30 protein-coding genes and 3 tRNA genes are annotated in these 23,704 nt (G+C 67.7%); 2 read left to right on the top strand and 31 right to left on the bottom strand.

From position 1 onward, the window contains the following. Positions 1-8 precede the first annotated feature (8 nt). From ACLF6J_RS07070 to ACLF6J_RS07090, 5 genes are all read right to left on the bottom strand, one after another. On the bottom strand, positions 9-932 hold the full coding sequence (locus tag ACLF6J_RS07070) for a hypothetical protein (protein WP_134353087.1): 924 nt from the start codon (positions 930-932) through the stop codon (positions 9-11). A 1-nt stretch (position 933) separates the two neighbouring features. Further along, a complete protein-coding gene (gene truA, locus ACLF6J_RS07075) occupies positions 934-1,782 on the bottom strand; it encodes a tRNA pseudouridine(38-40) synthase TruA (protein WP_134353086.1) in 849 nt (282 codons plus the stop codon). Positions 1,783-1,825: 43 nt separating this feature from the next. Then, positions 1,826-2,293: a ribonuclease E activity regulator RraA gene (gene rraA / locus ACLF6J_RS07080; protein WP_134353085.1), complete on the bottom strand. Its 468-nt coding sequence runs from the start codon at positions 2,291-2,293 to the stop codon at positions 1,826-1,828. A gap of 2 nt (positions 2,294-2,295) precedes the next feature. Next, positions 2,296-3,837: an APC family permease gene (locus tag ACLF6J_RS07085; protein WP_134353084.1), complete on the bottom strand. Its 1,542-nt coding sequence runs from the start codon at positions 3,835-3,837 to the stop codon at positions 2,296-2,298. Between the two features lie 99 nt (positions 3,838-3,936). Then, on the bottom strand, positions 3,937-4,302 hold the full coding sequence (locus ACLF6J_RS07090) for a winged helix-turn-helix transcriptional regulator (protein WP_131491815.1): 366 nt from the start codon (positions 4,300-4,302) through the stop codon (positions 3,937-3,939). 93 nt (positions 4,303-4,395) lie between these two features. Between ACLF6J_RS07090 and ACLF6J_RS07095 the strand changes: the two genes are divergently transcribed. Continuing rightward, entirely contained in the window at positions 4,396-5,241 is an 846-nt protein-coding gene (locus ACLF6J_RS07095; RefSeq protein ID WP_134353083.1) for an SDR family oxidoreductase, read from the top strand. A gap of 61 nt (positions 5,242-5,302) precedes the next feature. Here ACLF6J_RS07095 and ACLF6J_RS07100 read toward each other — a convergent pair whose 3' ends face one another. The 9 genes from ACLF6J_RS07100 to ACLF6J_RS07140 all read right to left on the bottom strand — a co-directional run bounded on the left by ACLF6J_RS07100 (position 5,303) and on the right by ACLF6J_RS07140 (position 9,366). Beyond that, positions 5,303-5,668: a hypothetical protein gene (locus tag ACLF6J_RS07100; RefSeq protein WP_421076844.1), complete on the bottom strand. Its 366-nt coding sequence runs from the start codon at positions 5,666-5,668 to the stop codon at positions 5,303-5,305. Further along, the gene (locus tag ACLF6J_RS07105; protein ID WP_134353082.1) at positions 5,650-6,270 is read right to left on the bottom strand and encodes an Asp23/Gls24 family envelope stress response protein; all 621 of its coding nucleotides are present in this window, start codon (positions 6,268-6,270) and stop codon (positions 5,650-5,652) included. The genes ACLF6J_RS07100 and ACLF6J_RS07105 overlap by 19 nt, the downstream gene beginning before the upstream one ends. Then, positions 6,267-6,833, bottom strand: a complete 567-nt coding sequence (locus ACLF6J_RS07110; RefSeq protein ID WP_047520823.1) for an RNA polymerase sigma factor — start codon at positions 6,831-6,833, stop codon at positions 6,267-6,269. The genes ACLF6J_RS07105 and ACLF6J_RS07110 overlap by 4 nt, the downstream gene beginning before the upstream one ends. 123 nt (positions 6,834-6,956) lie before the next feature. Next, the gene (locus ACLF6J_RS07115) at positions 6,957-7,130 is read right to left on the bottom strand and encodes a CsbD family protein (RefSeq protein WP_047520821.1); all 174 of its coding nucleotides are present in this window, start codon (positions 7,128-7,130) and stop codon (positions 6,957-6,959) included. An 89-nt stretch (positions 7,131-7,219) separates the two neighbouring features. Next, complete coding sequence (locus ACLF6J_RS07120; RefSeq protein WP_134353081.1) at positions 7,220-7,837, bottom strand: hypothetical protein; 618 nt, start codon at positions 7,835-7,837, stop codon at positions 7,220-7,222. Further along, positions 7,834-8,400: a hypothetical protein gene (locus ACLF6J_RS07125; protein ID WP_131491810.1), complete on the bottom strand. Its 567-nt coding sequence runs from the start codon at positions 8,398-8,400 to the stop codon at positions 7,834-7,836. The genes ACLF6J_RS07120 and ACLF6J_RS07125 overlap by 4 nt, the downstream gene beginning before the upstream one ends. Continuing rightward, positions 8,397-8,738: a hypothetical protein gene (locus ACLF6J_RS07130; RefSeq protein WP_134353080.1), complete on the bottom strand. Its 342-nt coding sequence runs from the start codon at positions 8,736-8,738 to the stop codon at positions 8,397-8,399. The genes ACLF6J_RS07125 and ACLF6J_RS07130 overlap by 4 nt, the downstream gene beginning before the upstream one ends. Next, complete coding sequence (locus ACLF6J_RS07135) at positions 8,735-8,926, bottom strand: DUF2273 domain-containing protein (RefSeq protein ID WP_047520813.1); 192 nt, start codon at positions 8,924-8,926, stop codon at positions 8,735-8,737. Before ACLF6J_RS07135 ends, ACLF6J_RS07130 begins: the two co-directional genes overlap by 4 nt. After that, on the bottom strand, positions 8,923-9,366 hold the full coding sequence (locus ACLF6J_RS07140) for an Asp23/Gls24 family envelope stress response protein (RefSeq protein WP_047520882.1): 444 nt from the start codon (positions 9,364-9,366) through the stop codon (positions 8,923-8,925). Before ACLF6J_RS07140 ends, ACLF6J_RS07135 begins: the two co-directional genes overlap by 4 nt. A gap of 189 nt (positions 9,367-9,555) precedes the next feature. Between ACLF6J_RS07140 and ACLF6J_RS07145 the strand changes: the two genes are divergently transcribed. Beyond that, the gene (locus ACLF6J_RS07145; protein WP_047520811.1) at positions 9,556-9,864 is read left to right on the top strand and encodes a hypothetical protein; all 309 of its coding nucleotides are present in this window, start codon (positions 9,556-9,558) and stop codon (positions 9,862-9,864) included. 20 nt (positions 9,865-9,884) lie between these two features. Here the strand turns inward: ACLF6J_RS07145 and ACLF6J_RS07150 are convergent, their stop codons facing one another. From ACLF6J_RS07150 to ACLF6J_RS07230, 17 genes are all read right to left on the bottom strand, one after another. Then, the gene (locus tag ACLF6J_RS07150) at positions 9,885-10,220 is read right to left on the bottom strand and encodes an L-rhamnose mutarotase (RefSeq protein WP_131491807.1); all 336 of its coding nucleotides are present in this window, start codon (positions 10,218-10,220) and stop codon (positions 9,885-9,887) included. A 150-nt stretch (positions 10,221-10,370) separates the two neighbouring features. Further along, positions 10,371-10,444: transfer RNA gene (locus ACLF6J_RS07155), tRNA-Met, on the bottom strand. Between the two features lie 34 nt (positions 10,445-10,478). Next, positions 10,479-10,550 (bottom strand) — tRNA-Thr (locus ACLF6J_RS07160). Positions 10,551-10,618: 68 nt separating this feature from the next. After that, positions 10,619-11,902 carry a M23 family metallopeptidase gene (locus ACLF6J_RS07165; RefSeq protein ID WP_134353079.1) on the bottom strand — a complete coding sequence of 428 codons (1,284 nt, stop codon included), beginning with the start codon at positions 11,900-11,902 and terminating at the stop codon, positions 10,619-10,621. A 121-nt stretch (positions 11,903-12,023) separates the two neighbouring features. Then, positions 12,024-12,818: an inositol monophosphatase family protein gene (locus ACLF6J_RS07170; RefSeq protein WP_134353078.1), complete on the bottom strand. Its 795-nt coding sequence runs from the start codon at positions 12,816-12,818 to the stop codon at positions 12,024-12,026. Next, on the bottom strand, positions 12,815-13,810 hold the full coding sequence (locus ACLF6J_RS07175) for a hypothetical protein (protein ID WP_134353077.1): 996 nt from the start codon (positions 13,808-13,810) through the stop codon (positions 12,815-12,817). The genes ACLF6J_RS07170 and ACLF6J_RS07175 overlap by 4 nt, the downstream gene beginning before the upstream one ends. A 115-nt stretch (positions 13,811-13,925) precedes the next feature. Further along, the gene (locus ACLF6J_RS07180) at positions 13,926-14,726 is read right to left on the bottom strand and encodes an enoyl-CoA hydratase/isomerase family protein (protein WP_134353076.1); all 801 of its coding nucleotides are present in this window, start codon (positions 14,724-14,726) and stop codon (positions 13,926-13,928) included. Positions 14,727-14,772: 46 nt separating this feature from the next. Then, on the bottom strand, positions 14,773-15,264 hold the full coding sequence (locus ACLF6J_RS07185) for an FBP domain-containing protein (RefSeq protein WP_047520802.1): 492 nt from the start codon (positions 15,262-15,264) through the stop codon (positions 14,773-14,775). A gap of 9 nt (positions 15,265-15,273) precedes the next feature. Beyond that, positions 15,274-16,242 carry a glycosyl hydrolase family 32 gene (locus tag ACLF6J_RS07190; protein WP_134353957.1) on the bottom strand — a complete coding sequence of 323 codons (969 nt, stop codon included), beginning with the start codon at positions 16,240-16,242 and terminating at the stop codon, positions 15,274-15,276. Positions 16,243-16,253: 11 nt separating this feature from the next. After that, positions 16,254-17,204: a carbohydrate ABC transporter permease gene (locus ACLF6J_RS07195; RefSeq protein ID WP_134353075.1), complete on the bottom strand. Its 951-nt coding sequence runs from the start codon at positions 17,202-17,204 to the stop codon at positions 16,254-16,256. Then, positions 17,204-18,145: a carbohydrate ABC transporter permease gene (locus ACLF6J_RS07200; RefSeq protein WP_131491799.1), complete on the bottom strand. Its 942-nt coding sequence runs from the start codon at positions 18,143-18,145 to the stop codon at positions 17,204-17,206. Before ACLF6J_RS07200 ends, ACLF6J_RS07195 begins: the two co-directional genes overlap by 1 nt. 82 nt (positions 18,146-18,227) lie before the next feature. Continuing rightward, positions 18,228-19,520 (bottom strand): sugar ABC transporter substrate-binding protein, encoded by a 1,293-nt coding sequence (locus tag ACLF6J_RS07205; RefSeq protein ID WP_047520795.1) that lies wholly within the window; start codon positions 19,518-19,520, stop codon positions 18,228-18,230. A 9-nt stretch (positions 19,521-19,529) separates the two neighbouring features. Beyond that, positions 19,530-20,651, bottom strand: a complete 1,122-nt coding sequence (locus tag ACLF6J_RS07210) for a LacI family DNA-binding transcriptional regulator (protein WP_081996922.1) — start codon at positions 20,649-20,651, stop codon at positions 19,530-19,532. Positions 20,652-20,754: 103 nt separating this feature from the next. After that, positions 20,755-21,636: a bile acid:sodium symporter family protein gene (locus tag ACLF6J_RS07215; protein WP_131491797.1), complete on the bottom strand. Its 882-nt coding sequence runs from the start codon at positions 21,634-21,636 to the stop codon at positions 20,755-20,757. Between the two features lie 73 nt (positions 21,637-21,709). After that, the gene (locus ACLF6J_RS07220) at positions 21,710-22,162 is read right to left on the bottom strand and encodes a hypothetical protein (protein ID WP_134353074.1); all 453 of its coding nucleotides are present in this window, start codon (positions 22,160-22,162) and stop codon (positions 21,710-21,712) included. A gap of 223 nt (positions 22,163-22,385) precedes the next feature. Continuing rightward, positions 22,386-22,470: transfer RNA gene (locus ACLF6J_RS07225), tRNA-Tyr, on the bottom strand. An 86-nt stretch (positions 22,471-22,556) separates the two neighbouring features. Then, on the bottom strand, positions 22,557-23,486 hold the full coding sequence (locus ACLF6J_RS07230; protein WP_134353073.1) for a PfkB family carbohydrate kinase: 930 nt from the start codon (positions 23,484-23,486) through the stop codon (positions 22,557-22,559). Positions 23,487-23,704: the final 218 nt, after the last annotated feature.

A 23,704-nucleotide genomic window follows, 5' to 3' on the forward strand; every position in this document is an offset into this window, starting at 1 on the left:
GTCCCACGCTACTCGCCCCTGCTGTGCCCCGGCTCCGGATCGCGGTCGTACCCCCAGCGGATGCCGAGGATCCCCGGACCGAATCCGTGCCGGGAGGCGTGCACGGAACCGCTGCGCACGGAACGCATGGTGCTCACGTAGTCGTCCTCCGTCTCGGCGTACTCCTCGCACCAGCTCGGTGGCGCATCGGGGTGGAACCTCACCCAGATGAGTGTCTCCCTGGCCGGCCGGGACAGCGCATGCCACGCTGATTGCCGTGCCGGGTAGCCGGGCGGGAACGTCTCCGTGAATTGGAAGAGCGTCGTGTCGCCGACCGTGATCGGGTCGTCGAGGGCGATGACGACTCCCGAGACGAGTCGCCCGGGGTGCAGATGCTCCCGATCCACGCGCCCGCCGACGACATCCGAGATCACGGACAGCACATCCGTCTCCTCCGGGGCGACGTCGACGAGCGGGAGCTCACTGATGACCCCCTGGGTCGCTTGGACGAGCGAGCGCATCACGATGCTCGCGACGGCACCGTCCGCCCCCACCCGCACCGTGAGGTGCGTCGAGAGATCCCGCAGCCCCTCCTGCGGTGCCGAGCGCAACGCGGCGAGAGTCTCGGCCGTCTCCCGGTTCTCGCGCTCCTCATCGAACGGCAGTCGAGGAGGCGGGACCACACCGAGCCGAGCGGACGGACCGAGGAGGGAACGGAGATGACCCCGACGCAGTCGGAGCCGGTCCTCGATACCCTCGACGATCGCGAGCGACTGAGGGCCCTCCGGCTGGCGGTCGCCTGACCGCCAGTAGCTCAGGGTGGCCATGGACACGGTGTTGCCGTCGTCCGCGAGTTGCCGGCGCAGGCGGGACAGGGTGATGCCGCGCTCGGAGATCGCCGCCCGCAGAGCCGCCGCGAACGCGTTCGGCCGGCCCTCGGTCGGCGTCGACATCTCAGCCGCTCGCCCCGTCACGACGAGCGCGGGTCTGGGTCGCGCGCGCGGCGAGCAGGTCATCGGCGGGGTAGCCGACCTCGGTGAGGATCAGGCCGCGCGCGGCCAGCACCTTGAACTCACTGGTCCGGGTGAGCGCATCGCGCAGCACGACGAGATCATCGACACCGAGCCGCCCCTCCCCCACGGCGGCACACGCCCCCACGAGCGCGCGCACCATGCTGTGGCAGAACGCATCGGCCTTGACCTCGGCGACGAGCACACCCTCGGCGTCGCGGGCCCAGCGGTAGTCGAGCAGCGTGCGGATGGTCGTCGCCTCCTCGCGAGGCTTGCAGTACGCCGCGAAGTCGTGCAGGCCGATGAGGGTGCGCGCCGCAGCGTCCATGGCCTGTTCGTCGAGCCGACCGCGGACGGTCGTCGTGTCGTGCCGACGCAGCGGGTCGAACCCGGTCCGGGCATCGCCGAGACGGTAGCGGTACCGGCGCCAGACCGCCGAGAAGCGCGCGTCGAAACCTTCCGGGGCGATCGAGGTGCGGGTGACCGTCACATCCGAGTACGCACCGAGCACGCCCCGCATGCGACCGGCGATGGTCTCGGCGGGCTCCAGCGGCGCACGGCCCTGTCGGGACTCGATGCGCGACCACTGCTTCTCGTCGAGGTCGACATGGGCCACCTGACCGCTCGCGTGCACTCCGGCGTCGGTGCGTCCCGCGACGACGAACTGCACGTCGGAGCCGACGATCCGGGCCAGGGCGGCTTCCAGAGTCCCCTGCACGGTGCGGAGCGTCGGCTGCTTCGCCCACCCGCGGAAGTGGGTGCCGTCGTAGGCGATGTCGAGCCGGATGCGCACGCAGCAAGCCTAGGACAAGCGCCCCGGCGCCGATGGGCGCCGCTCAGCGTTCGACCAGGATCCCATCTTCGTCGCTGTACAGATGCGCCCCGGGTCGGAAGACCACGCCCCCGATCACGAGCGGGACATCGCTCTCGCCGGTGCCGAGCTTCGCGCTCTTGCGCGGATTCGTCCCCAGCGCCTTGACCCCGAGATCGAGGGCGTCGATCGCGACGCGGTCGCGGATCGCACCATTGATCACGACCCCCGCCCACCCGTTCGACACTGCCGACGCGGCGATCAGGTCCCCCATCAGCGCCGTCTCCAAAGAGCCTCCGCCGTCGACCACGAGCACCGCGCCTCGCCCCGGCGTCGCCAGCACCTTCTTGACGAGCGCGTTGTCCTCGAAGCAGCGCACGGTGCGGATCGGCCCGTCGAACGCCGTTCTGAGCCCGAACGCGCGGAACTGGAGCGAGAGCGACTGGATACCCTCTTCGAGTTCGTCGTAGAGGTCGGCGGTGGCGACCGTCATCCTCAGATGCCGCCGTCGATCGATCGGATCGTCACAGCGGGCTCATCGGGCACCATCACCTCGGTGTCGCGGTTCAGACTCTCGCCGCGGAAGAAGCGCTTGGACCGGGGGAACAGGTACCAGACGAACATCAGCACCAGGCCGAAGGCGAGGGAGCCGACGCCGATCACGAAGGTGCCGCCGATGCCGAACAGCACGGTGTAGCCGTAGTCCACGTCCCACATGTCGATCGCGGACTGCACGAACGCCCAGGTCAGCATGAGCCCGCCGAGCAGGGGGAACAGCCCCTTGAAGAAGAAGTCACGCGCCGAGGCGGTCAGGTCCTTGCGGAAGTACCAGACGCTCGCGAAACCGGTGATGGCGTAGTAGAAGGCGATCGCGAGACCGAGCGACAGAATCGAGTCCTGCAGGATGTTGTCACTGATCAAGGTCATGCCGATGTAGTACACGGAGGCGACCACGCCCATGACGATCGTCGAGAACGACGGCGTCTTGTACGTCGGGTGCACCTCCTTGAACTTGGCGGGAAGCGCGCGGTAGACCCCCATCGCGAGCGTGCCGCGGGCGGTCGGCAGGATCGTGGTCTGCGTCGACGAGATCGCCGAGATGATCACCGACACGACCAGGACCCAACCGAACGGTCCGAGGAGGCCGTCCTTGATCGCGAGGAAGAAATCGTCGGCGTTCGCCTCGTTGCCGAGTCCCGTGCCGTCCTCCCCCAGGCCGGCGTACATCATCGCCGCGATCGTGACCGCAACGTACGTGAAGAGGAGGATGACGGTGGTGAGCAGTGCGGCGCGACCGGGAATGCGCTTCGGGTCCTTCGTCTCCTCGTTCAGCGCGAGGCAGGTGTCCCAGCCCCAGTAGATGAAGAGCGCGAGGAGGATCGCCTCCGTGAAGCCAGACCAGTCGGTGAAGGCGAACGGGTTCAGCCACTCCCAGTCGAACGGGGTCGGGTTCGGGGCCGTCCCGGCGAAGAACTGCCACAGCGCCGTGACGACGAAGATGGCCAGCGCCAGGTACTGGATGCCGAGCAGGATGTTCTGGATGCGCTCGCCGATCTCGACACCGCGCCAGCTCACCCACGTCATGGCGGCGATGAAAGCGACGGCGACGACGACGACGCGCCAGTCGTTGTTCTCCAGGTCCTGTCCGATCAGCGACCAGAAGTAGACCGAGGCGATCTGGGCCAGGTTCGCGAGCACGACCATGCCGGCGACCGCGACGCCCCAGCCGCCCATCCAGCCGACCCACGGCCCGAAGGCCTTGGTGCCCCAGGTGAAGGTGGTGCCGCAGTCGGGAACGGCGTTGTTGAGCTCACGGTAGGCGAAAGCGATCAGGAGCATCGGGACGAACGCGATGATGAAGGCGATCGGAGCCTGAGCCCCCACCGCGAGCACGACGAATCCGAGCGTCGCGACGAGCGAGTAGACGGGGGCGGTGGAGGCGAGACCGATGACGGTGGATCCCCACAATCCCAGTGTTCCCGCAGCGAGACCCTTGCCATCGGGTCGTTCCAGGTGAATCGGCGTCGTTGCTGCCATGTTAGAACAGTAAGGCCACCGCGGTTATCGCGTCAACGGGTTTCTGAAACCGTCAGAATTCGAAGCAAGAGACCGCCTCCCACGACGGAATCCGCAAGTTCAGTCTCGTCCGAGCATGCCGTCGGCGTGGTCGGCGACCCACTCCATCAGCGGGAGCATCCGCTCCATCAGGTCGCGACCGAGCGGTGTCAGGCTGTATTCGACGTGGGGCGGCACGGTCGGCAGCGACTCCCGGTGCACGAGTCCGTCATCGGCGAGGGTGCGCAGCGTCGAGGCGAGCATCTTCTCGCTGATGCCGTCGACCTCACGACGCAGCGCACCCCAGCGGTGTGTGCCATCGGACAGGCATGACAGGACCAGGACGCCCCACTTGCTCATGATGTGATCGAGGACGACACGTGTGCCGCAGTTCTGATCGAAGGCGAAGGGTGTCGATTCCTTGATCTGCGCGAAACTTACCGTCATGTGGGTACCTTACTTCAAAGTGGGTACCCGCAGATTGGAATGCCGAATCACCACCCCGGGGTTGTCGAGTGTGTCACCTACGAAAGGACCCCCATGACCATCCTCGTCACCGGCGCGACCGGCAACCTCGGCCGCCTCATCATCGACAGCCTCCTCGAGCGCGGCGCGGACCCGCAGTCGATCGTCGCGGGCGCGCGCGACACGACGAAGATCGCCGATCCACGCGTGCGCAGTGTTCACCTCGACTACACCGACGCCGCCTCCGTGGCCGCAGCCGTCGACGGCGTCGACACGGTCATCCTGGTCTCCGGATCCGAGGTCGGCCAGCGCGTTCCCCAGCATCGGACGGTCATCGACGCGGCGAAGGCCGCCGGTGTCACCAAGTTCGTCTACACCAGCGCTCCGAAGGCGACCTCGAGCGACCTCGTCCTGGCACCGGAGCACAAGGCGACGGAAGAGCTCATCGCCGCCGCGGGACTGCCCGCGGTCATCCTCCGCAACAACTGGTACACCGAGAACTACGCCGCCGACCTCGCACGTGCCGCCGAGACCGGGCTGCTCACCGCAGGCACCGGAGACGGACGAGTCGCGTCGGCCAGCCGCAGGGACTTCGCGGAGGCCGCCGCCGTCGTCGCACTCGAAGACGGTCACATCGGAGAGGTCTACGAGCTGGGCGGCGACGTCGCCTGGACGTACTCCGATCTCGCTGCGGCCTTCTCCGAGGTCACCGGGCGCCCGGTGACCTTCGTCCCGGTCTCCTCGGATGAACAGGTCGCGGCACTCCGCGACGCCGGGCTCGACGAAGGCACGGCCGGCTTCGTCGCCGCGCTCGACGCCGGGATCAAGGGTGGCGCGCTCGCCGACACCGACGGCACGCTCGCCCGCCTGATCGGCCGTCCGACCACTCCGCTCGTCGAGGGCCTGCGCGCGGTCGCCTGAGCCGCACCGCAACCGAGTGCCGCTCCCCGCCGGGAGCGGCACTCAGTTGCCTCATCCGCCGCTACGTCGTCACGCGGGACTGGACGTGCACCACGGTGAGTGTGATGCTGTCGTGTCCCACACCGCGCGTAGCGAGGAGCGCGGCGACGGCGGCATGGACGGCGCGCAGGGTCTCGCCCGCAGGGGCGTCCTCATCCACACCGATCGACGCCTCGACGGCGACGCCGTCGCCGGCCGGGGCGACCGCCACGATCGGTTCGTCGTCCTTGCGCACGCCCAGGGCCGCGGCCCCCACGCGCAACAGGTTGGAGATCAGGGACCCTGACCGATAGACGTTCCGGACACCCGGTGTCGTCCGTATCGTCTCCTCGATCGACGCGGCCAGCTCTGCGCAGGCTTCGGGCGTCATCATCGCTCGTCGGTCCATGACGACACCTCCCGGATGTCTCGGATCGCGATGTCGATCGCGACGATGTTGAGCTCGGTGTGTGCGCGGAGGCTGCGGTCGACCTCGGTCCTCAGCCGCTCGGCGACCACCGGTATCGACTGCCCGTGCATCGCGCTCGCGTCGATCTCGACACGGATCGGGGCGTTCGCGGTCGTGACGTCGCCGTCGAGTCGGCACCGTCCGACGAGCAGTCCAGGCACCACCTTCTCCGCGGCGCGGATGAGGCCACGCACGGCGCCCTCGGTGATCCCGAGGTCCACGTCCGGGTCGATGGAAGCGAAGGGAATGCGACGGCCGGCACGGGCGTCGATCGCGATGCCGCTGAGGATGCGGTCCACCCAGCTCTCGTCGACTTCCGGCTCAGCCGCGGTCTCCGCCGCGATCAGTTCAGCGCCGAGTCCGTGCAGGCGCTCCAGCGCGTCGAGCGCCAGCTGACAGCCAGGCGACTCGTCGATCGAGCGATCGGCGGGCTGCCTTCCTGCCTCCAGGTAGTCGGTGAGCTCGTCGAGTGTGTGCCCGTCGAGATCGGTCGGCGCCAGGCTGAGCCGGCGGGCCTTCGGCGTCTCTTTGTCGTCGGTCATCGCCACTCCTCCATCCGTACGATCATGAATCTGCGGGCTCGAGCGAGCAGCCCCCTTGACGTCGAGACCGGAATTCCGAGCTCTTCTGAGATCTCCTCGTACGAGTAGCCGCCGATCTCCCGCAGGATCCAGCACTCCCGCTGCGCGTCGGGCAGTTCTCGAAGAGCTGCCCCGAGCGCCGCGACCCCCGCTCGCACCTCGACCACTGCGGACGGTGACGCGTGCAGCGGTGCCGGCCTGTCGATCGAATCGATGTCGACAGCGGGCCGAGTCGCGCGAATGCGGTCGACCGCCTTCCTGCTCACGATCCTCATCAGCCAGCTCTTCACCTTCGCCGGATCGTCGAGCTCGCCGAATCGCTGCCAGGCGGTCACGAACGTCTCCTGCACGATGTCGTCCACATCGGCTGAGGCGTTCAGCATCCGCTGCGTGTATGCGCGCATCATCGGCGAGTACCGACGCACGAGGACCGCGAACGCCTCGACGTCCCCATCCATCGCACGACCGGCGACGATGGCGTCGTCCGCGTGCTCGAGCGCCCTGCGAAAGCGTTCGTCTTCCATCCACCCCACCCCTCGATCCGCCCCTCTAGGCAATTCGGAACGGACGCCCGATCAGATCGGATCATTTCCCGCCTATCCGCGCGAGATCGGGGAGAGGCTCGCACGAGCCTCTCCCCGTACCCGTCACTTCTTGAACGCGTCCTTGACGTCCTCTGCCGCGTCACGGACACCGCCCTTGGCCTGCTCGGCCTTGCCCTCGGCGACGAGCTTGTCGTCGTCGATCACCTTGCCGACGGTCTCCTTCGCCTTTCCGGCGATCTTCTCCGCAGCGGCCTTGATCTTGTCTTCTGCGCCCATGGCGTCTCCTTTCCTCAGCGACCCCGGGTTCGAGGTCGGATAATCACGCGGGGTCTCCGCGTGTTGGTCTCTTGCGGCGGTCACACCGCCTACTGCACCCTCGTGGGCGACCGGAACGCATCGCGCCACCGGCGATCCGACAGATGCACCAGGATCGGGATGCGGGCGCCCAGGAGGTGGTCCCACTCTCGAACGGCCTTCTCCGTCGCGGCGACGATCGCACCGAGGGGAGCACCGGGTCGCACGGTGATCGCCAAGGCGACGGCATGCTTCCTTCCGACGCGGTATGCAGCCGCGCGGGCGGAGAGCACGTCGGGTCGGCGGATCAGCGGGTCCGTCAGCACTTCCTCGGCCACGTTCCGATCGACCGTCGTCCGTCCGCCTGCGCCATCGACCTCGAGCACGGCCTTCGCCCTGCCGCGTCTCCGCGTGGCGAGGAAAGCGATGAGGGCGATGACGAGGAGCACGGCCGCTGCCGCTATGAGCAGCACGACAGTGGATACCGGACCGACGCCCGGGATCTGCCACGTCCACGTCGCGGCGGTCTCCACCGCGGCCGACACCACAGACGCCGGGCGCCGAAGCCACGGGGGCGCGTCCCCGCCGGCGAGCACCCCCGCAGCGAGGGCGAGACCGCCCGCCGCCAGCAGGATCGCGCCGGTGACGAAGAGAAGCAGTCGATTCATCAGGCGGTTCGTGGCGTTCATGCGATCACTCCCTGCGCATCCACGCTGACGCGAGCAGCCGCGACGAATCCGATCCCCGAGAGCACGTCCTTCACAGCCGTCTCGGCTCCGAACCGATCGACGGGGACGCCACTGGTGGGGGTGATCCTGACTGCGACGTCACGCCTGCCGACGGTCACGGCCACGCGTCCACGATCGACGCCCACGCGTCGGGCCACGGCCTCGGCGACCGAGTCAGCGATCACCCCGTCGTCCACGAGCAGAGCGGTGCGCTCGGTCGTTCGCGCACGACGGTGGCGACGTCCCGGCAGGACCGCGAGCGCAAGGAGCACGAGAGCGAGAAGCACGACGAGTACGCCCACCCCGAAGGGCACAGCCTGTGCCGTTGCTCCTGCGGCGAGCGCATCGAACTCTCGAGCGACCCTGTCACGGAAGCCCGCGTCGACGACCCACCACACTCCTCCCGCGAGGAGAGCGAGGCCCGAGACGACGCCGATCGATGCGACCACCGCAGCCGGGATGGTGCGGGGCGCGTGCGTCTCCCGACGGAGCACGCGCCGGTATATCGCCTGTTCGTTCGTCATCTCACCCTCTTCTCCGTGCTGCGGCGGACGCCCGAGTATCGGATGTCCACGGTGCTGACCTCACGACCGGCCAGCGTCTGCATCTTCTCGATCAGGTCCCGCCGAAGCTCTTCGCCGCTGTCGACCAGGTTCAGTCCGTGCTCCGGGGCCACCGGGACGGTGACCGAGATCCGCACGGCACCTCGCCGGTCGGCCAGCTGCACCCCGACGTCACGGGTCGACACCCGAGCGACGTCGTGCACGATGCCGACGGCGAGTCGTTGCAGCGCACGGGCCGTGATGGTCGTCGTCCCCACGACGACGTCCTCCGGCGCCGGAGCCGCCTCCTCGTCGGTCATGACGAGGAGCGCCGGCCCCGGAAGACCTCGGCGAGTGCGCGGACGTCGAGCCGGCCGTCGATGATGCGGCCGGCGACCGCTCCGAGCAGCATCGCCAACGCCACGAGCAGGAACGCCCAAAACCCCAGGGCCACCCAGGTGAGCGCCAGCACTGCGGCGGCCGCCGCGCCGATCACCGATGCATTCACTGGACTCGCGCCTCCTGCGTGCCTTCGTCCTCGTCATCGGAGGGGATGTGCACGTCGTTCACGGTCACGTTGACCTCGGCGACCTCCATGCCGACCAGCTCCACCATCGCGCGGTGGATGGCCGCGCGAACCTCGTCCGCGACCTTCTGGAGCGAGACCGGGTACTCCGCGACGATCGTCACGTCGACCGCGACCTGCGTCTCGCCGACCTCGACGCTGATCCCCTGAGAGAGATCGGTCGTGTTGAGGGCGTCACGGATCGCACCGACCATTCGGGCGGCTCCCCCGCCGAGTGCATACACGCCCGCCACTTCGCGTGCGGCGATGCCGGCGATCTTCGCCACCACCGCGTCCTCGATCGTCGTCTTGCCCGCAGCAGTCCCCGACTGCGGTGCGACGACCTGAGCCTTGGGCTGGGCGCCACCAGTCACGTTCGCCATCTTGAGCTCCTTCATCCATGTCTCCGCCTCCGTTGAGGAGTGCGGGCCGCAGGTCAGCGACACCTCTAAGACGGATGCCGACCGAGAAACGTCACAAAATGATCCGAAGAGGTCTCGGGCATCTGTCAAGGGGCTCCCCCTCCGGGCGCCGATCGCGCAAGCTTCACCGTGGGGACAGCTAGGAGAATGATGGAGCACGATCCGGACCGAAGGTTCAGCCTGGTGCAGGTCACGGCGACCGACTGGGCGATCCACGATCTGCACTACCCGACGGACGACCACCGCCGCGTCGTCTGCACGATCTTCGAAGATGCCCCGACCGAGGTCGAGGTGCTCTGGCGGCGCGACCTCCCGCTCGCGTTGCGCTACTCGTCCGCGGAAGAGGTCCTGCACGCGGTGCGACGGTTCCAGGACGCCTCACGTGCGACGCGTCCGATCCAGATCCCGCATCACCCGCCGCCACGGCGATCGGATCCCGGTCGGAACCCCTTCCGCTGACACGCGACCGCCCGGTGTGCTCAGCTGCCGGTGGCGCGCTGCGCCGCGAGTGCCCAGACCTGTTCGATGGGCGTGAACCCCTCTTCACCGTCCGGACCGTGGAACCCCTCGACGAAGCGCCCGATGTCGGCCTGCCAGGAATCGTTCGCCGGGGAGGCCTCGACGATGCGCATCGTCGCCTCGAAGTCGTCGCACTCGACGAGGTGGAAGAGGTTGCGCCCCGAGCGCCAGATGGTCCAGTCGTGGATGCCCGCGACGTCGAACAGGTCGCGCAGAGAATCCGGGATCCGGGCGTGATGGGACCGATAATCCTCGATCGCCCCCTCGGCGATCACTGAATGCAGGGCGATGCGCATGCTTCTCCTCGTGACGACGTCCACAGGACATGATGTCGGCGCGCCGAGACCCTGTCAAGGGAAAGGTCGGATGTCTGTGTTTCTCGTCGGCCCGGACTGCTCGGCGGCCGGATACGACAAAACCCCCGGAAATCCGGGGGTTTGAATCTGTAGCAGGAGCGGGGCTTGAACCCGCGACCTCACGATTATGAGTCGTGCGCTCTCACCAACTGAGCTACCCTGCCGCACGGCATCCATCCGTGTGAGAAGAATGCTGCGAGCCCCGAGTCAGGATTGAACTGACGACCCCTTCCTTACCATGGAAGTGCTCTGCCACTGAGCTATCGGGGCGTGCTGCCCTCGCGGGGCAACCGTACGAGAATACCATCACTGTGGCGTCCCCATGAAATCGAGGCGGGTCAATACGAGGTTCGACCAGCGTTCGCCTTGAGCCACGGCATCGGATCGATGGTCGATCCGTTGACGATGAGTTCGAAGTGCAGATGGGCACCGTACGAGCGGCCGGTGTTGCCGGTCTTACCGACGATGTCGCCGACCTTCACGGTGTCGCCCGCCTTGACCTGCAGAGACCCGTACTGCATGTGCGAATAGTGGCTGGTGATGACCTGGCCGTCGATGACGTGGTCGATGTAGACCGTGACACCGAAGGCGCCGCCCTGCTCCGTCGCGATGCGGACGGTGCCGTCGGCGATCGCCTGGATGGGCGCACCGTCACCGGGGACGAAGTCGATGCCCTCGTGCAGACGCCCGCTGCGCATGCCGTATCCGTAGCTCATGCCGACCCCGACGAGGAACGGCCACTGGATGGCGGCATCGGGGTCGTTCGTGAAGATCTCACCCGAGTAGTTGATGCCCTGCTCGGCGGCGACCTCGACCAGCGAAACCGTGCTGAAGTCATCCGAACGAGCGAGAGACTCGTTCTCGACTGCGCCCGGTGCGACGAATGCCTGGATCTCTGCGGCGGCAGAATCCTTCGCGTCGGAACCTGCGGACGAGACCAGCGAGGTCGCTGACATCGCAGTGCGGCCCTGCACCGCCGCCACAGCCTCAGCGGGAAGCGTCATGGACACGGCGAGGAGTCCGGCGAGACTCATCACACCGACGGTCGCCCCCACGGTCACAAGCTTGCGGATGCTGCGTGGACGGCGCGGCGCGACGTGCGCGGACTCGGAGGACTCGACCGCCTCCGCGGGCGCGGACGCGGGCGTGTGCGTGGCCGACGTCCGGACGGACGCCGGAACAACAGGAACCGAGCCCGTGCGGAAGGCGCGGGATGCGCGCTCGAACTCGTCGACATCATCTTCGGGCGCAGCTGCCGCGACGGGTTCCGCCGGTGACGGCGATTCGACGGAAGGCGCGACCGTGTCAGGGTCTGCGGCATCGACGGAGTCGGCTGCGGTGTCGATGACGACCGGTGATGCCGGGACGTCGGCGATGATCGGCGCGGGAGTCGTGGCGATGAACGGCTCGGCCGGAACCTCGGCGGCGTCCGCGCCGGCTGCCTGGCGCTGGCGAGCAGCGCGACGAGAGAGAGGAGCGACGGCGGCGAGGGCAACGGCAGTGGAGTCAGCCGTGGAGAGGGGTCCCGTCGTTCCCGCCGCAGAGGCCTCGGAGGCCGCGATGCGGAGTCGGCTGGACCGGCGCGTGGGCGCAGAGGCAGCCTCGGGATTCTCGAAGGGCAAAGCGTTTCTCTCGGGTCGTGCGTCAGCTCGGGGGCGCAAACTCAAACTCTCACCTTCGGGTGGTGAGAGTAACGATCGGGTAAAACACTACCCTGGCCACCCTGGGAAAGCCATGGATCATTCACTTTTCCGTTCCCAGGATCGCGAGCAGTCGGTCGTGCACGGCGCGTCCTGCCGCGACGAGCATGGGCCGCGGGGATTCGACGTCGGTGCGTGACACGACTCCACCGGCCTCCGACACCAGGAGCCCACCGGCGGCATGGTCCCACGGACGCAAGCCGCGCTCGAAGTAGCCGTCGAGCCGCCCCGCAGCGACATACGCGAGGTCGAGAGCGGCCGCTCCCATGCGACGGACATCACGTGCCATCGGCATCACCCGCGCCACCGTGGCGAGGTCGCCTTCATGGGTTGCAGGGTCGTAGCCGAAGCCGGTACCGAGGAGCGCTCCGGCGGGCGTCTCCGCCGTGACCGAGAGCCGGGCGCCGTCTGACCACGCACCGTGACCGAGGGCTGCGGTGAAGATCTCGCCGAGCGCGGGCGCGTTGACCGCGGCGGCGAGAGCTTCCCAGGATTCGGGGTCGGGCTCGCCTCGGACGGCGGCGATGCTGACGTTGTAGGCCGGGATGCCGTACGCATAATTGACGGTGCCGTCGATCGGGTCGACGACCCAGGTGATCCCGCTCGTTCCGACCTCGGCCCCGGACTCCTCACCGAGAAAGCCGTCCTCCGCGCGGGCAGCGCGCAGACTATCGCGGATGAGCGCCTCGACCTCGCGGTCCGCTTCCGTGACGATGTCCGCGAGCGTCGACTTGGTCGCCGCCAGACGCACACCCTCTTGTCGGCGTCTGCGCGCGAGGTCTCCCGCTTCGCGCGCGATCTCCGTCGCGAGTTCGCCGAGCTCTCCGGCGAGGGTCACGGCGCGGGCGGTTGCGGCGCGGGCGGTTGCGGCGCGGGCGGAGGAGGCGGGAACGCAGAGGGCTCTTGCCTCGGCGCCGGGGGCTGCTCCACGGCACCAGGTGTCGGCGGCATCGTATGCACCCCGGGGGCCTGCGGCGGCGCGGGTTGTGCGTACGCCTGCTCCACCGGCTGCGGCACGACGGGGAAGCTCGCGGCCGGGGCCGCCGGAAGCGACTGCTGTGCCGTGACCGTCGGGTACCCGGTGTAGTACGCCGTCCAATCGGGCGACGAGTCGGGAAGCACCGGCAGCGGGGTGATGCCGTCGGCATAGGTCGGCCAGGACGGCGCGGATCTGACGCCCGGCGTGGCCGGTGTCTTCTTGGGCGCGAAGAGCGCGTTCAGGAGCGGGATGAGCGTGGTGCCGACGGCGACGAGGATCGTGAGGGCGACGACGATCCGCCAGTACAGCGCGCCGTACTCGAACGTGTTCGGGAAGGCGAGGAAGAACACGAGCATGCCGACGAGGCCACCGAGGAAGGTGATCGTGACGATGTAGATGACTCGTGTGAACGTGGTGACGTAGCGCTGGGCAGCCGGTGTGAACAGTCGCACGTGGACGAGCGCGAGCTGGAGGATGCCGATGACCAGCAGCAGTTGGAAGAAGCGCTCGGCGCCGAAGTACATGCCGTCTTCGGGGAGCCAGATCTTGACGGCGCCGACGAGGAGCGCGACGATCCAGCTCACCATGCTGGCCAGCTGCAGCCAGTCGGGACGGTTCGGGGCGAGCCCGGCCTCGGCGATCGCGATCCCCGCGAAGGCCGCCAGGAGGAGGATCGTGAGGAAGGCTCGGCCGATCAGTCCGTCCTGATCCCCGATGAGCACCCAGACGACGCAGACCAGTGCAGCGGCGATCAGAGCGCCGATGGCGATCCAGAGAGAGCCTCGGATCAGCAGCGACATGTTCTTCTTCTCACCCTGCGGCTGCGGTGTGGTGATGTCCGGCTGGGACATGGCGATCCTCTCGTCGAGCGGCGATGCCTTCATCCTGCCACGCCCACCGCCGGATACCGCGGCCACCGCACGGGTTGGGGAAAGTCACCATCCGCACGAAGCGGAGCAGAAGAAGTCAGCCGGCCCTCTTGGCTGCCGAGGCGGCGAATGCCGACACCCGCGCCTGCGCGTCCGGAGTCTCCAGCGCGGCGCCGATCGATCGGGCCTCCTCGCTCAACTGCTCGGCGAAGGAGCGTTCGGGCTGGGAACGGACCAATCGCTTCGCGTGCCCGTACGCGTCGGCGGCTCCCGCCAGCCAGAAGCGGGCGATCTCCTCGCCACGCGCTCGCACCAGGGCGGCCTCGGCCACGGAATCCTCCCCCTCGACGACCTCGGCCACGAGTCCCCAGTCGAGCGCCTCCGAGGCCGACAGCAGACGATCCTGCAACACCAGCTGCAGTGCGCGCCTCTGGCCGACGGCGCGCGCGAGCTGGGCCGACACCGAGAGGTCGGGCGTCAGGCCGATGTTCGCGTACAGGCTCCCGAGCTTCGACCGCGAGCCGACGACCGCATAGTCGCTCGAGAGCAGGATGCCGAGGCCCCCGCCCGCCGTCGTGCCGTGCGCGGCGGCGACCACGGGAACCGTCGATTCCGTGAGGGAACGGATACCGGTGTTGATGACCTCGGCGAGCGCGGTGATCTCCGCGCCGGAAGCTCCCATGGTCGTGGCCATGTCGATCACATCGCCCCCCGCGCAGAAGGCGGGGCCGGACGCATCGATCAGGATCGCCTTCACGTCGGCGCGCGAAGTCGCCTCGGCGGTCGCGTCCTTCCACGCATGTGCGAGGTCGGCGTTGAAGGCGTTGAGGCGGGCGGGGCGGTTCAGCGTGAGCCGGGCCACCCCCTCTTCGACGGCGAACAGGATGGCATCACTCATGGCGTCTCCTTCGAGCACAGGACGTGTGGGTCCAGCGTAGCCGCGATCAGCTGCGCTCCCAGACCTGCGAGACGAAGCGCTCCATCCGGCGGTGTGTCCCGTCCAGGCGCAGGTCGGCCTGCCCCGGTGCCCTGACCTCGTTCGGTGCCAACGGGTGCGCGAGACGTACGTTCTCGTGGCAGGAGAGGTCGGCGCACATGTAGGCGCCGACCGAATCGCCGCGCCGCCCGGCCTGGCCCGAGCGGCGTGCGGAGAACAGGGAGATCTGGTTGCCGGGCTGCATCGTGTGGCAGATGTCGCACATCCCCGATCGTCCACGCCCGGGCTCGGTGGCCCGGAGCACGATCCCGACGACCGTCTCCTCCAGCGGGATCAAGACGTAGCCGCGGCGGCTCGCATTCGGATCCGACCAGGCGAAGAAGTCGAGGTAGTCCCAATCGACGAGCAGGAAGTCATGCGGCATCTCCATGATCCGCAGCTCCTCCGCGTCCGCGTTGACGAACGATGCCCGGACGTCGGCTTCGGTGAGCGGTCGCATCGCTCCAGTCTACGAACGCCTGCCGGCCACGGCTTCGCGCACGGCAAGACGCCCCTCGACCCATTCGACCGGCATCGGATCGGTGATCCCCCCGACGAAGTGCCCGTCGTCACCACGGTTGCGGAAGGCGAACAGCAACCATCTCCCATCGTCGCGGCGGCGCAGGAGCCTGCCCACGTAGAGGTCGTCACCGGTCAAGGGTTCGGCGCGAGAGATGTCGAAGGGTCCGAGCACACTGTCTGCGGTCACCGCCCATGTGCCTCCCGCAGCCGGCCGCCGCGACGGCATCGAGTGCTCCGCCAGGCAGGAGAACAGGAGAACGGGGCGACCGTCGACGACCTCGACCTGAACGACCTCCAACTGTCCGAACCCGTCGTCGGAGGGCACGCTCAACGGCTCACGCAACTCCCACTCGCGAAGATCGGCCGACCACGCGTGGCCGATCACTCCCCTGCCCTCGACGGGTCCATGAGGTGCACGCGCCGTGACGTACATGTGCCACCCGTCGCCCTCGGGGTCGGGGAAGACCCACGGGTCGCGGAAGGCCTCGTCGTGCCACGCGCCACTGTCGACCGTCTCGTACCAGGGGGCCTGCGCGTTCAGCACCGGATGCGGCGCCTTGTGCCACTCGACGAGGTCTGACGAGGTGGCATACCCGATCGACTGGATGTTCTTGCCCCCGTCGCTCAGGCTCGCGCCCGTGTAGAAGAGGAACCACGTCCCGTCCGGGTGCCGCACCGTCGAACCCGTCCAGGTGGCGAGGTCGTCGAACGCAGGAGCGTCACCGCGCACGAGCGCATCCGGTCCCCGTGTCCACTCGACGAGGTCGAGCGAGGTCGCGTGACCGATCGAGGCGCGGTAGTGGCGCCGTTCCGGGTCGTGCAGCGCGCGCGAGGCGTAGAGGAAGAAGAGGTGGTACTGCTCGCCGTCGTCGGCGAACCAGAAGTCCCATACCCACGAGTCGGGAAGGTCGAACACGGTGTTTCCTTTCACCCTTTCACTCCGCTCGCGGCGATCGAGCTGACGAAGGCGCGCTGGAAGATCAGGAAGACGATGAGCACGGGGATCGTGATCATCGACGTGTACGCCATGACCTCACCCCAGGCGGTGTTGAGTTGGAAGAAGTACTGCATGCCGACCATGACGGGCCGGAGGTTCTCTCGCTGCACGACCATGAGCGGCCACAGGTACTGGTTCCATGCAGGCAGGAAGGTCAGGATCGCGACCGTCGCGAACGCCGGGCCCGACAGCGGCACGATGATGCGGCGGTAGATCCTGAACCAGCTCGCCCCGTCGATCCGGGCAGCCTCGTCGAGCGACTTCGGGATCGTGGAGAAGTACTGCGTGAACAGGAAGATGGAGAACGCGTTCGCGATGAACGGCACGATCTGCACCTCGTAGGTGTTCAACCAGCCGAAGTCGTACTTGAGCACGCCGCCTTCGAAGACGAGGGTGGGCAGCTGGGCGACCCAGTAGACCATCGGCACCGCGATGGTCTCGAACGGCACGATGAGGGTCGCGATGATGACGGCGAGCACGACGAGCCGGCCGCGCCATGCGAGCCGCGAAAGGGCGAAACCGGCCATCGAGTTGACGATGAGCCCGAGCCCGACGGTCAGCACCGTCACGAGCACCGAGTTGAACATGAACTGCGCGACCGGCACCCGGTCGAAGACCCCGAAGTAGTTGTCGAGGCTGATGTCACCGACGGGGAGGAAGGCGAGCGGAGAGTCGAGGTCCTGCAGAATCTGCGCGTCGGGCTTGAGGCTCGACACGAACATGAACACGAGCGGGAACAGGAAGATCACAGCGAGCACCGACATGGCGATATAGGTCGCCGCCGTGCCCCATCGGCGGCCCGCAGCAGCCGTGCGCGGGGCGCGGGCGGAGCGCGACGCCGGCCGCCCCGTCTCGGTGTGGTTGTCGACGGTGGCGGTCATCAGTCCTTCTCCCGGGTGATGCGACGCTGGATGAGCGCGATGATGAGCACGGCCACGAAGAAGATGAGCGAGATCGCGGCCGCGTAGCCGATCTCCTGCTGACCGAAGCCCTTGCGCACCGCGTGGTAGACGACCGTCGAGGTGGCGCCCTGCGGACCGCCCTGGGTCATGACGTCGATCTGGACGAACAACCCGAGGGCGGCGATCGTGATGGTGACGAGCACGAACACCATCGTCGGGCGCAGCCCCGGCCACGTGACGTTGGTGAACTGGCGCCACGGGCTGGCGCCATCCATGCGCGCCGCCTCGTAGAGCTCTTCGGGGATCGTCTGCAGCCCCGACAGCCAGATGATCATGTGGAACCCGACGGCCTGCCAGATCGACATGACGATGATCGCGCCGAGCGCCGTCGAGGGGTCGTTGAGCCAATCGTTCCCGCTCCACAACCCGAACGTCACGGCGTCGATCATCGAGTTGATGAGCCCGTCATCCTGATAGAGGAACTTCCACAGGATGGAGACGACGACGATCGAGGTCACGACGGGGATGAAGAACACGACGCGGAAGAACGTCGTGCCGCGGAGCTTTCGATTCACGAGCACCGCGAGCGCGAGGCCGAGGCCGGCCTGCACGGGCACGACGATGAGCGCGAAGATCGCCGTGTTGCCGATCGACTGCACGAAGAGCGGGTCAGCGGTGAAGGCGCGAATGAAGTTGTCGACCCCGACGAAGCGAGGTGGGTTCGGCGAGATGAGCCTCGCATTCGTGAAGGAGAGAGTGAACGCGAGGACCACCGGGACGATGAGGAACAGTGTGAGCAGGAGGGCGGCCGGTGCGACCATGCCCAGACCTGCCCACGTCTCGCGTCCACGGCTGGAGCGGAAGGAGCGGAGGGAGCGCCGAGGAGTCTCGGCCCCCGCCGTCGGAGGTGTGACGGTCATCGATGCGTCTTTCAGGAGCGGGTGGAGCAGCGCGGCGGGGTGGGCACGCGGTCGCCCGCGCCCCCACCTCCGCCGTCACCGTCTACTGGAATCCGTACCCGTCGTTGGACGCGATGTTGGCATCGATGTCCGCGACGGCCTGGTCGAGGGTCGCCGTGACGTCGGCGCCGCTCATGATGTTCTTCGCCGCCGTCTCGAACGTGGTCGAGATCACGGCGTAGGCGGGAGTCTCCGGCCGCAGCACGGCGTACTTCTGCGACAGCTCCACGAACGGGCGCAGCACACCGTCATCGCCGAAGTACTCCGACGCCTGCGCAGCGGCTTCCGTCGCCGGGATGACGATCTGGTTGTCGGCGAACTCGGTGATGTACTCGTCGTTGAAGCTGAACTCGAGGTACTGCCGGGCGCCATCGGCGTCGTTGCAGCCCGAAGAGATCGCCCACTGCCACGACCCGCCACCGATCTTCGGGCCGTTGCCGAAGTCGGGCGGCGGCAGGATCAGGAGATCATCGCCGATCGCTTCGACGGATGCCAGCGCGTTCCACACGCCGGTGTAGCTGAGCGCCACCTCATCGTCGACGAACTCCTGGTTGCCGATCGTGCCCGCGTTGCTCGCGTAGCCCTCGGCGAAGAGGTTCTGGAACCAGGTGCCCCACTCCACGGCGGCGTCGCCGTTCAGCGCGCCGTCCGCGGTGAGCATCGTGTCGCGGTCGATCAGATCGCCGCCGAAGCTCTGCAGCAGCGGGGAGTATGCGTACGGCCACCACTCGCCGGTGTCTTCCGCACCGATGTCGATGGGGGTGTCGTAGCCGGCATCCTGCAGCGTCGACAGCGCGGCATCGAACTCGGAGGCCGTCCACGGCTGATCCGTCGAGGGGATGCGGATGCCGTTGGCATCGAGCACCGACTTGCGCGCGAAGATCGACAGCGCCGCATCCCAGTAGCCGGCCGAGTAGATCTCGCCGTCCCACACGCCCACCGCCGTCGGGAGGAGCTTGTCGGTGATCTCGGTCGAGATCTCCAACGGCTGGAGGTACTCCGCCCACGCCCAGTTGGGCATGATCGGCCCATCGAGGTCAAGCAGGCAGGGAAGGTCTCCCGAGGCCGCCGCAGCGACGATCGCGTCGTTGTAGGCACCTTGCGGGAAGGACTCGTGCACGACTTCGTACTCGTCCTGTGAGGCGTTGAAATCGGTGATGATCTTCTCGTAGACGGCGAGCTCCGCGGCGTTCCCCGCCGAGTGCGTCCACATCGTGAGCTGTGTTCGACCGTCTTCTCCGGTCGTGTTGCCTTGACCTGCTTGTCCACATCCTGTGAGGGCGAGGGCTGTCACCAACCCAGCCGCCACGAAGATCGGCGACGTTCTGCGCGTCATTGTGGTTTCCTATTCTTGGTGCCTGACGCCCACGTCGGGCACCTGATCGGGAGCCGCCGAGCGCGGCCCTTCGGTTGTGTGTGAAGCCCGTCGTCGGTTCTGTTTGGCGACATGCGCCGGCGGCGGGCCCACGGAATCCCGTCGGATGACGGGACAGTCCATTCGGTGCGAGGCGTCCTCATCCCCCTCCGCGCGGACGCCGAGCGCGACCTCCATCGCCCAGCGACCCATCTCGTAGTGGGGCAGAGCGATGGTGGTGAGAGGTGGATCCATTTCTGCGGCGACCAACTGCTGATCGTCGTAGCCGACGACCGAGAGGTCGCGCGGGATTTCGAGGCCGCGATGGTGTGCCGCGGCGTAGACGCCGATCGCCATCCGGTCGTTGAAGCAGAAGATGCCGGTCGGACGCTGGTCCTCGGGCAGATCGAGCAACCGCTCGGCTGCCGCACGCCCGCCCTGCGCGGACGTCTCCCCCGTCACATGGAGCGCGGGATCGGCCTCGATGCCCGCCTCGGCCAGCGCTTCGAGGTAGCCCTCGTGACGCAGTCGCGAGGCGATGGGCTCGGGGTCGTCGGTGTCGAGGTACGCGATGCGGCGGTGTCCGGCGGCGAGCAGCTCTCGCACCGCAGCGGCACCGCCCACGCGGTCATCGGGCACGACGCTGCGGAAGCCGCCACCCTCGGGGTAGCAGTCGAGCAGCACCGAGCCTCGAGGGAGCCCGGCGGGGACGTCGACCGCGCGGTGCCACATGCAGGCGTAGATCATGCCGTCGACCTGCTGTGCCGCCAAGGCGCGGAGGGCATCCGCTTCGATGTCTGCGTCGCCGCCGGTGTCGATGAAGAGCAGGAGGTGATCATGCTCGCGCGCGGCGTCCTGTGCGCCGGCGAGCATGCGGCCCGCGAACGGGGTCGTCGCGATCTGGTCGGACAGGAGTCCCACGATGCGGGTGCGTTGCGTGCGGAGCCCCCGGGCAACGGCGCTGGGGGCGTAGCCGACGGCCTCCGCAGCCGCACGGACACGGATGCGGGTCTGCTCGGAGATGCGCGACTCGGCATCGTTCAGCACGAGCGACACAGTGGTGACCGACACGCCAGCTGCAGCGGCGACATCAGAGATCCGCGCTCTGCCCATCGCGTTCACCTCACTCCGTCGTGTGGCGACCAGATCACCTCGGGCCGCTGTTAAATCGATTTATCAGATGCTAAACCAGACGTGCGTTCGAGGTCAAGCCCTCTCAGGGCGAGGGCGCCACCGGGGCGGGGACCGCGTGACGGTCTCGGATCAGGAACCCGAAGCCGAACGCGATGAAGAACATCAGCACTCCGTACACCGCGGCGGGGAGGCTCAGCTCCACCGATCCGAGCACCGACTGAGCGATCACGATCGCCAGCGTGGCGTTGTGGATGCCGATCTCGAACGACGTCGCGATCGCCTGGCGCTTCCCCACGCGGAGCATCCGCGGGACGAAGAAGCCGACCGTGAGGCTGATCAGGCAGAACAGCACGGTGATCAGGGCGAGCTGGGTGAAGTTCGAGACGAGGAGGGTCCAGTTCGATGCCACGGCGCCCGCGATCACGACGACCAGGATCACGACGGAGGCGATGCGCACCGGCTTGTCCATGCCGGCGGCGAACTTCGGCCAGAAACGTCGCACGATCATGCCGAGAGCCACGGGCAAGAGCACGATCGCGAACACTTCGAGCGCCTTCGACCACTGCAGCCCCAGTCGGTCGTCGAACGGCTGGAAGTACGCGATCGCGAAGTTCGTGATGATCGGGAGGGTGATCACGGCGATCACGGAGTTCACGGCGGTCAGCGAGATGTTCAGGGCGATGTCACCGCGGAACAGATGACTGTAGAGGTTCGCCGTGGTCCCGCCTGGCGACGCCGCCAGCATCATCATGCCGACAGCGAGGATCGGCGGCAGCTGGAACGCGAGGACGAGGCCGAAGCAGATGGCCGGCAGCAGCACCAGCTGACACAGCAGGGCGATGATCACCGCCTTCGGCTGCTTCAGCACCCGAGCGAAGTCGGCGAGGGTGAGGCTGAGCCCGAGCCCCAGCATGATGATGCCGAGGGCGACGGGCAGTCCGATGGTGGTCAACGCTGATCCCATGGAACTCAGTGTGGCCGAGAAGGGGCTCCGGTGTCACGCGTATCCGTGAGGATCCCCTTCTCGGCCCGGACGGTCAGGAGCAGACCGTGGAGAGCTCGGTGATGCTGTCGGTGAGCGCCTGCACGTGCTCGCTCATCTTCGAGACGTCCACGTTCGCCGGGTCCGAGCTCGCCTGGTCCAGGAAGTCGACGTACCCCTTCAGAGCGGCTGCGGAATCATCGGCGGAGGGCTTGACCTCGTCGTTCGACACCTGCTTCGCCGCGTCGTCGACCTTGCCCTGAGCCTCCTTGAAGGCGGCCAGTGCAGCGTTCGGGTCCGACGTGTCGACCGACGACAGCGACTGCAGGTCCGAGAGGCTCGTGACCATGATGTCGCAGGCCTCTTCCTTGGTCTGCGTGGCGGCCGGCTTGTCGGCGGAGTCGGAGTTCGTGTCACTGCCCGAGTCGGAGGCGCCGGCGGCACAGCCGGTGAACAGGAGCGCGAGCAGCGCGACGGAAGCGGCGGTGACGGAGCGAGATGCGTTCATTGTGTATGTATCCTCTGGGCTGTGTACCGGGACCCCGGCTTGTCTCAAGCACACCACGTTACTGGTGCCGCACCGAGGCACCCGGCATTGGCGGCAGTGTCTGTTCTCGAGGAGTTCAGTGGCGCTTCACCCCTCGACCGGGAGATGGGCGTCGCAGGCGTGAAATGCGAAATGCCTCCGAGTCCGGAGGCATTTCTGTTCGCGATCGATCGCGCGGAGGTGGTGGTGGCGAGTGAGGGATTCGAACCCCCGAATGCAGAGCAGTCTGATTTACAGTCAGATCCCTTTGGCCGCTTGGGTAACTCGCCAGAGCGCACCCGTCCGACTTGAACAGCCAACCGGGGGCACGAGAGACAAGCATACCCGCCCGAGGCGGGTGCAAGAAATCGAACGGTCAGCTGCCGTTCACACCGCGTCCGGCATCCGCGAGCGACTCGGGCGTCCGCAGCAGACCGCCCTCGGCGCGACAGGTCGCGGCAGCGACATCCATGGCGCGCCGCAGCAACGAACCCCACTCCCCCACGTCTGACGGAGAGGCCGCGACCAGGCCCTCTGACACCGCGGCGAGAGTCGCGTCTCCCGCACCGACGGTGTCGATCACGGCACCGGGAAGCTGTGCGATCGGCGCGGACACGATGCCGGCATCCGCATCGATCGTCGCGCCGTCGGCACCCGCGGTCGCAAGGACGGCAGCAGCGCCGAGCCCCCGCAAACGCGCGCGCAACGCGTCGAGGTCACCGTCGTAGAGGATCGCCGCGTCATCTGCTCCGACCTTGACGATGGCCGCCGAAGCAGCGAGGCGCTCGAACCCGCGGACGAACTCCTCCCGGTCGCTGAGCATGCCCGTTCGCGGGTTGGGATCGACAGCCACGCGCGCGTCACCCAGGGCGTCGACGAGCGCATCGACCTCGGTCGGCACGTCGAAGGGGAAGCAGCTGATCGCAACGAGACCGGCGTCGGCAATCGCCTGACGTGCCTCGTCGGAGTAGCGGACGCTGCGCTTCTGCGCGGCCTCATTGAAGACGTACTGCGGCTCGCCGTTCGCCGCCCGCTGCACGATCGCCCGGGACGAGCCGAGCGGAGCCTCACTCGCGATCAGACGCACACCGTGGTCGGACAAGTACTCACGGATGTGCCCACCGGCCTCGTCGTCGCCCACCATCGCGATCAGCGTCGTCGGCACGCCGAGACGTCGGAGACCGACAGCGACATTGAGCGCCGCACCGCCGACGAGCTCTCGCACCCCGGCGTCATCCCGGATCTCGTCGATCAAAGCGTCGCCGATCACGACCACGGAAACGGCAGAAGTAGTGTCGTTGCTCACCCGCCGACACTATCGCGCCGCAGGTCGCACGGGGAACGCCGTCAACTCTGAAGGAGTTCTCTCGAAAAGAAGGAGCCTTTCGGGAATGCTCTCCTTCAGAACGCGAGAACTCCTTCAGAACGCGCGCGCTTCAGAACGCGAGAACTCCTTCACCGTGCGCACTTCAGCACGTGCGAACTCCTTCGAACGTGGCCGCTTCAGCACGCGTGACGCGGCCC

This window comes from Microbacterium sp. IO18 (assembly GCF_049099505.1).
Taxonomy (GTDB): Bacteria; Actinomycetota; Actinomycetes; order Actinomycetales; family Microbacteriaceae; genus Microbacterium; species Microbacterium aurugineum.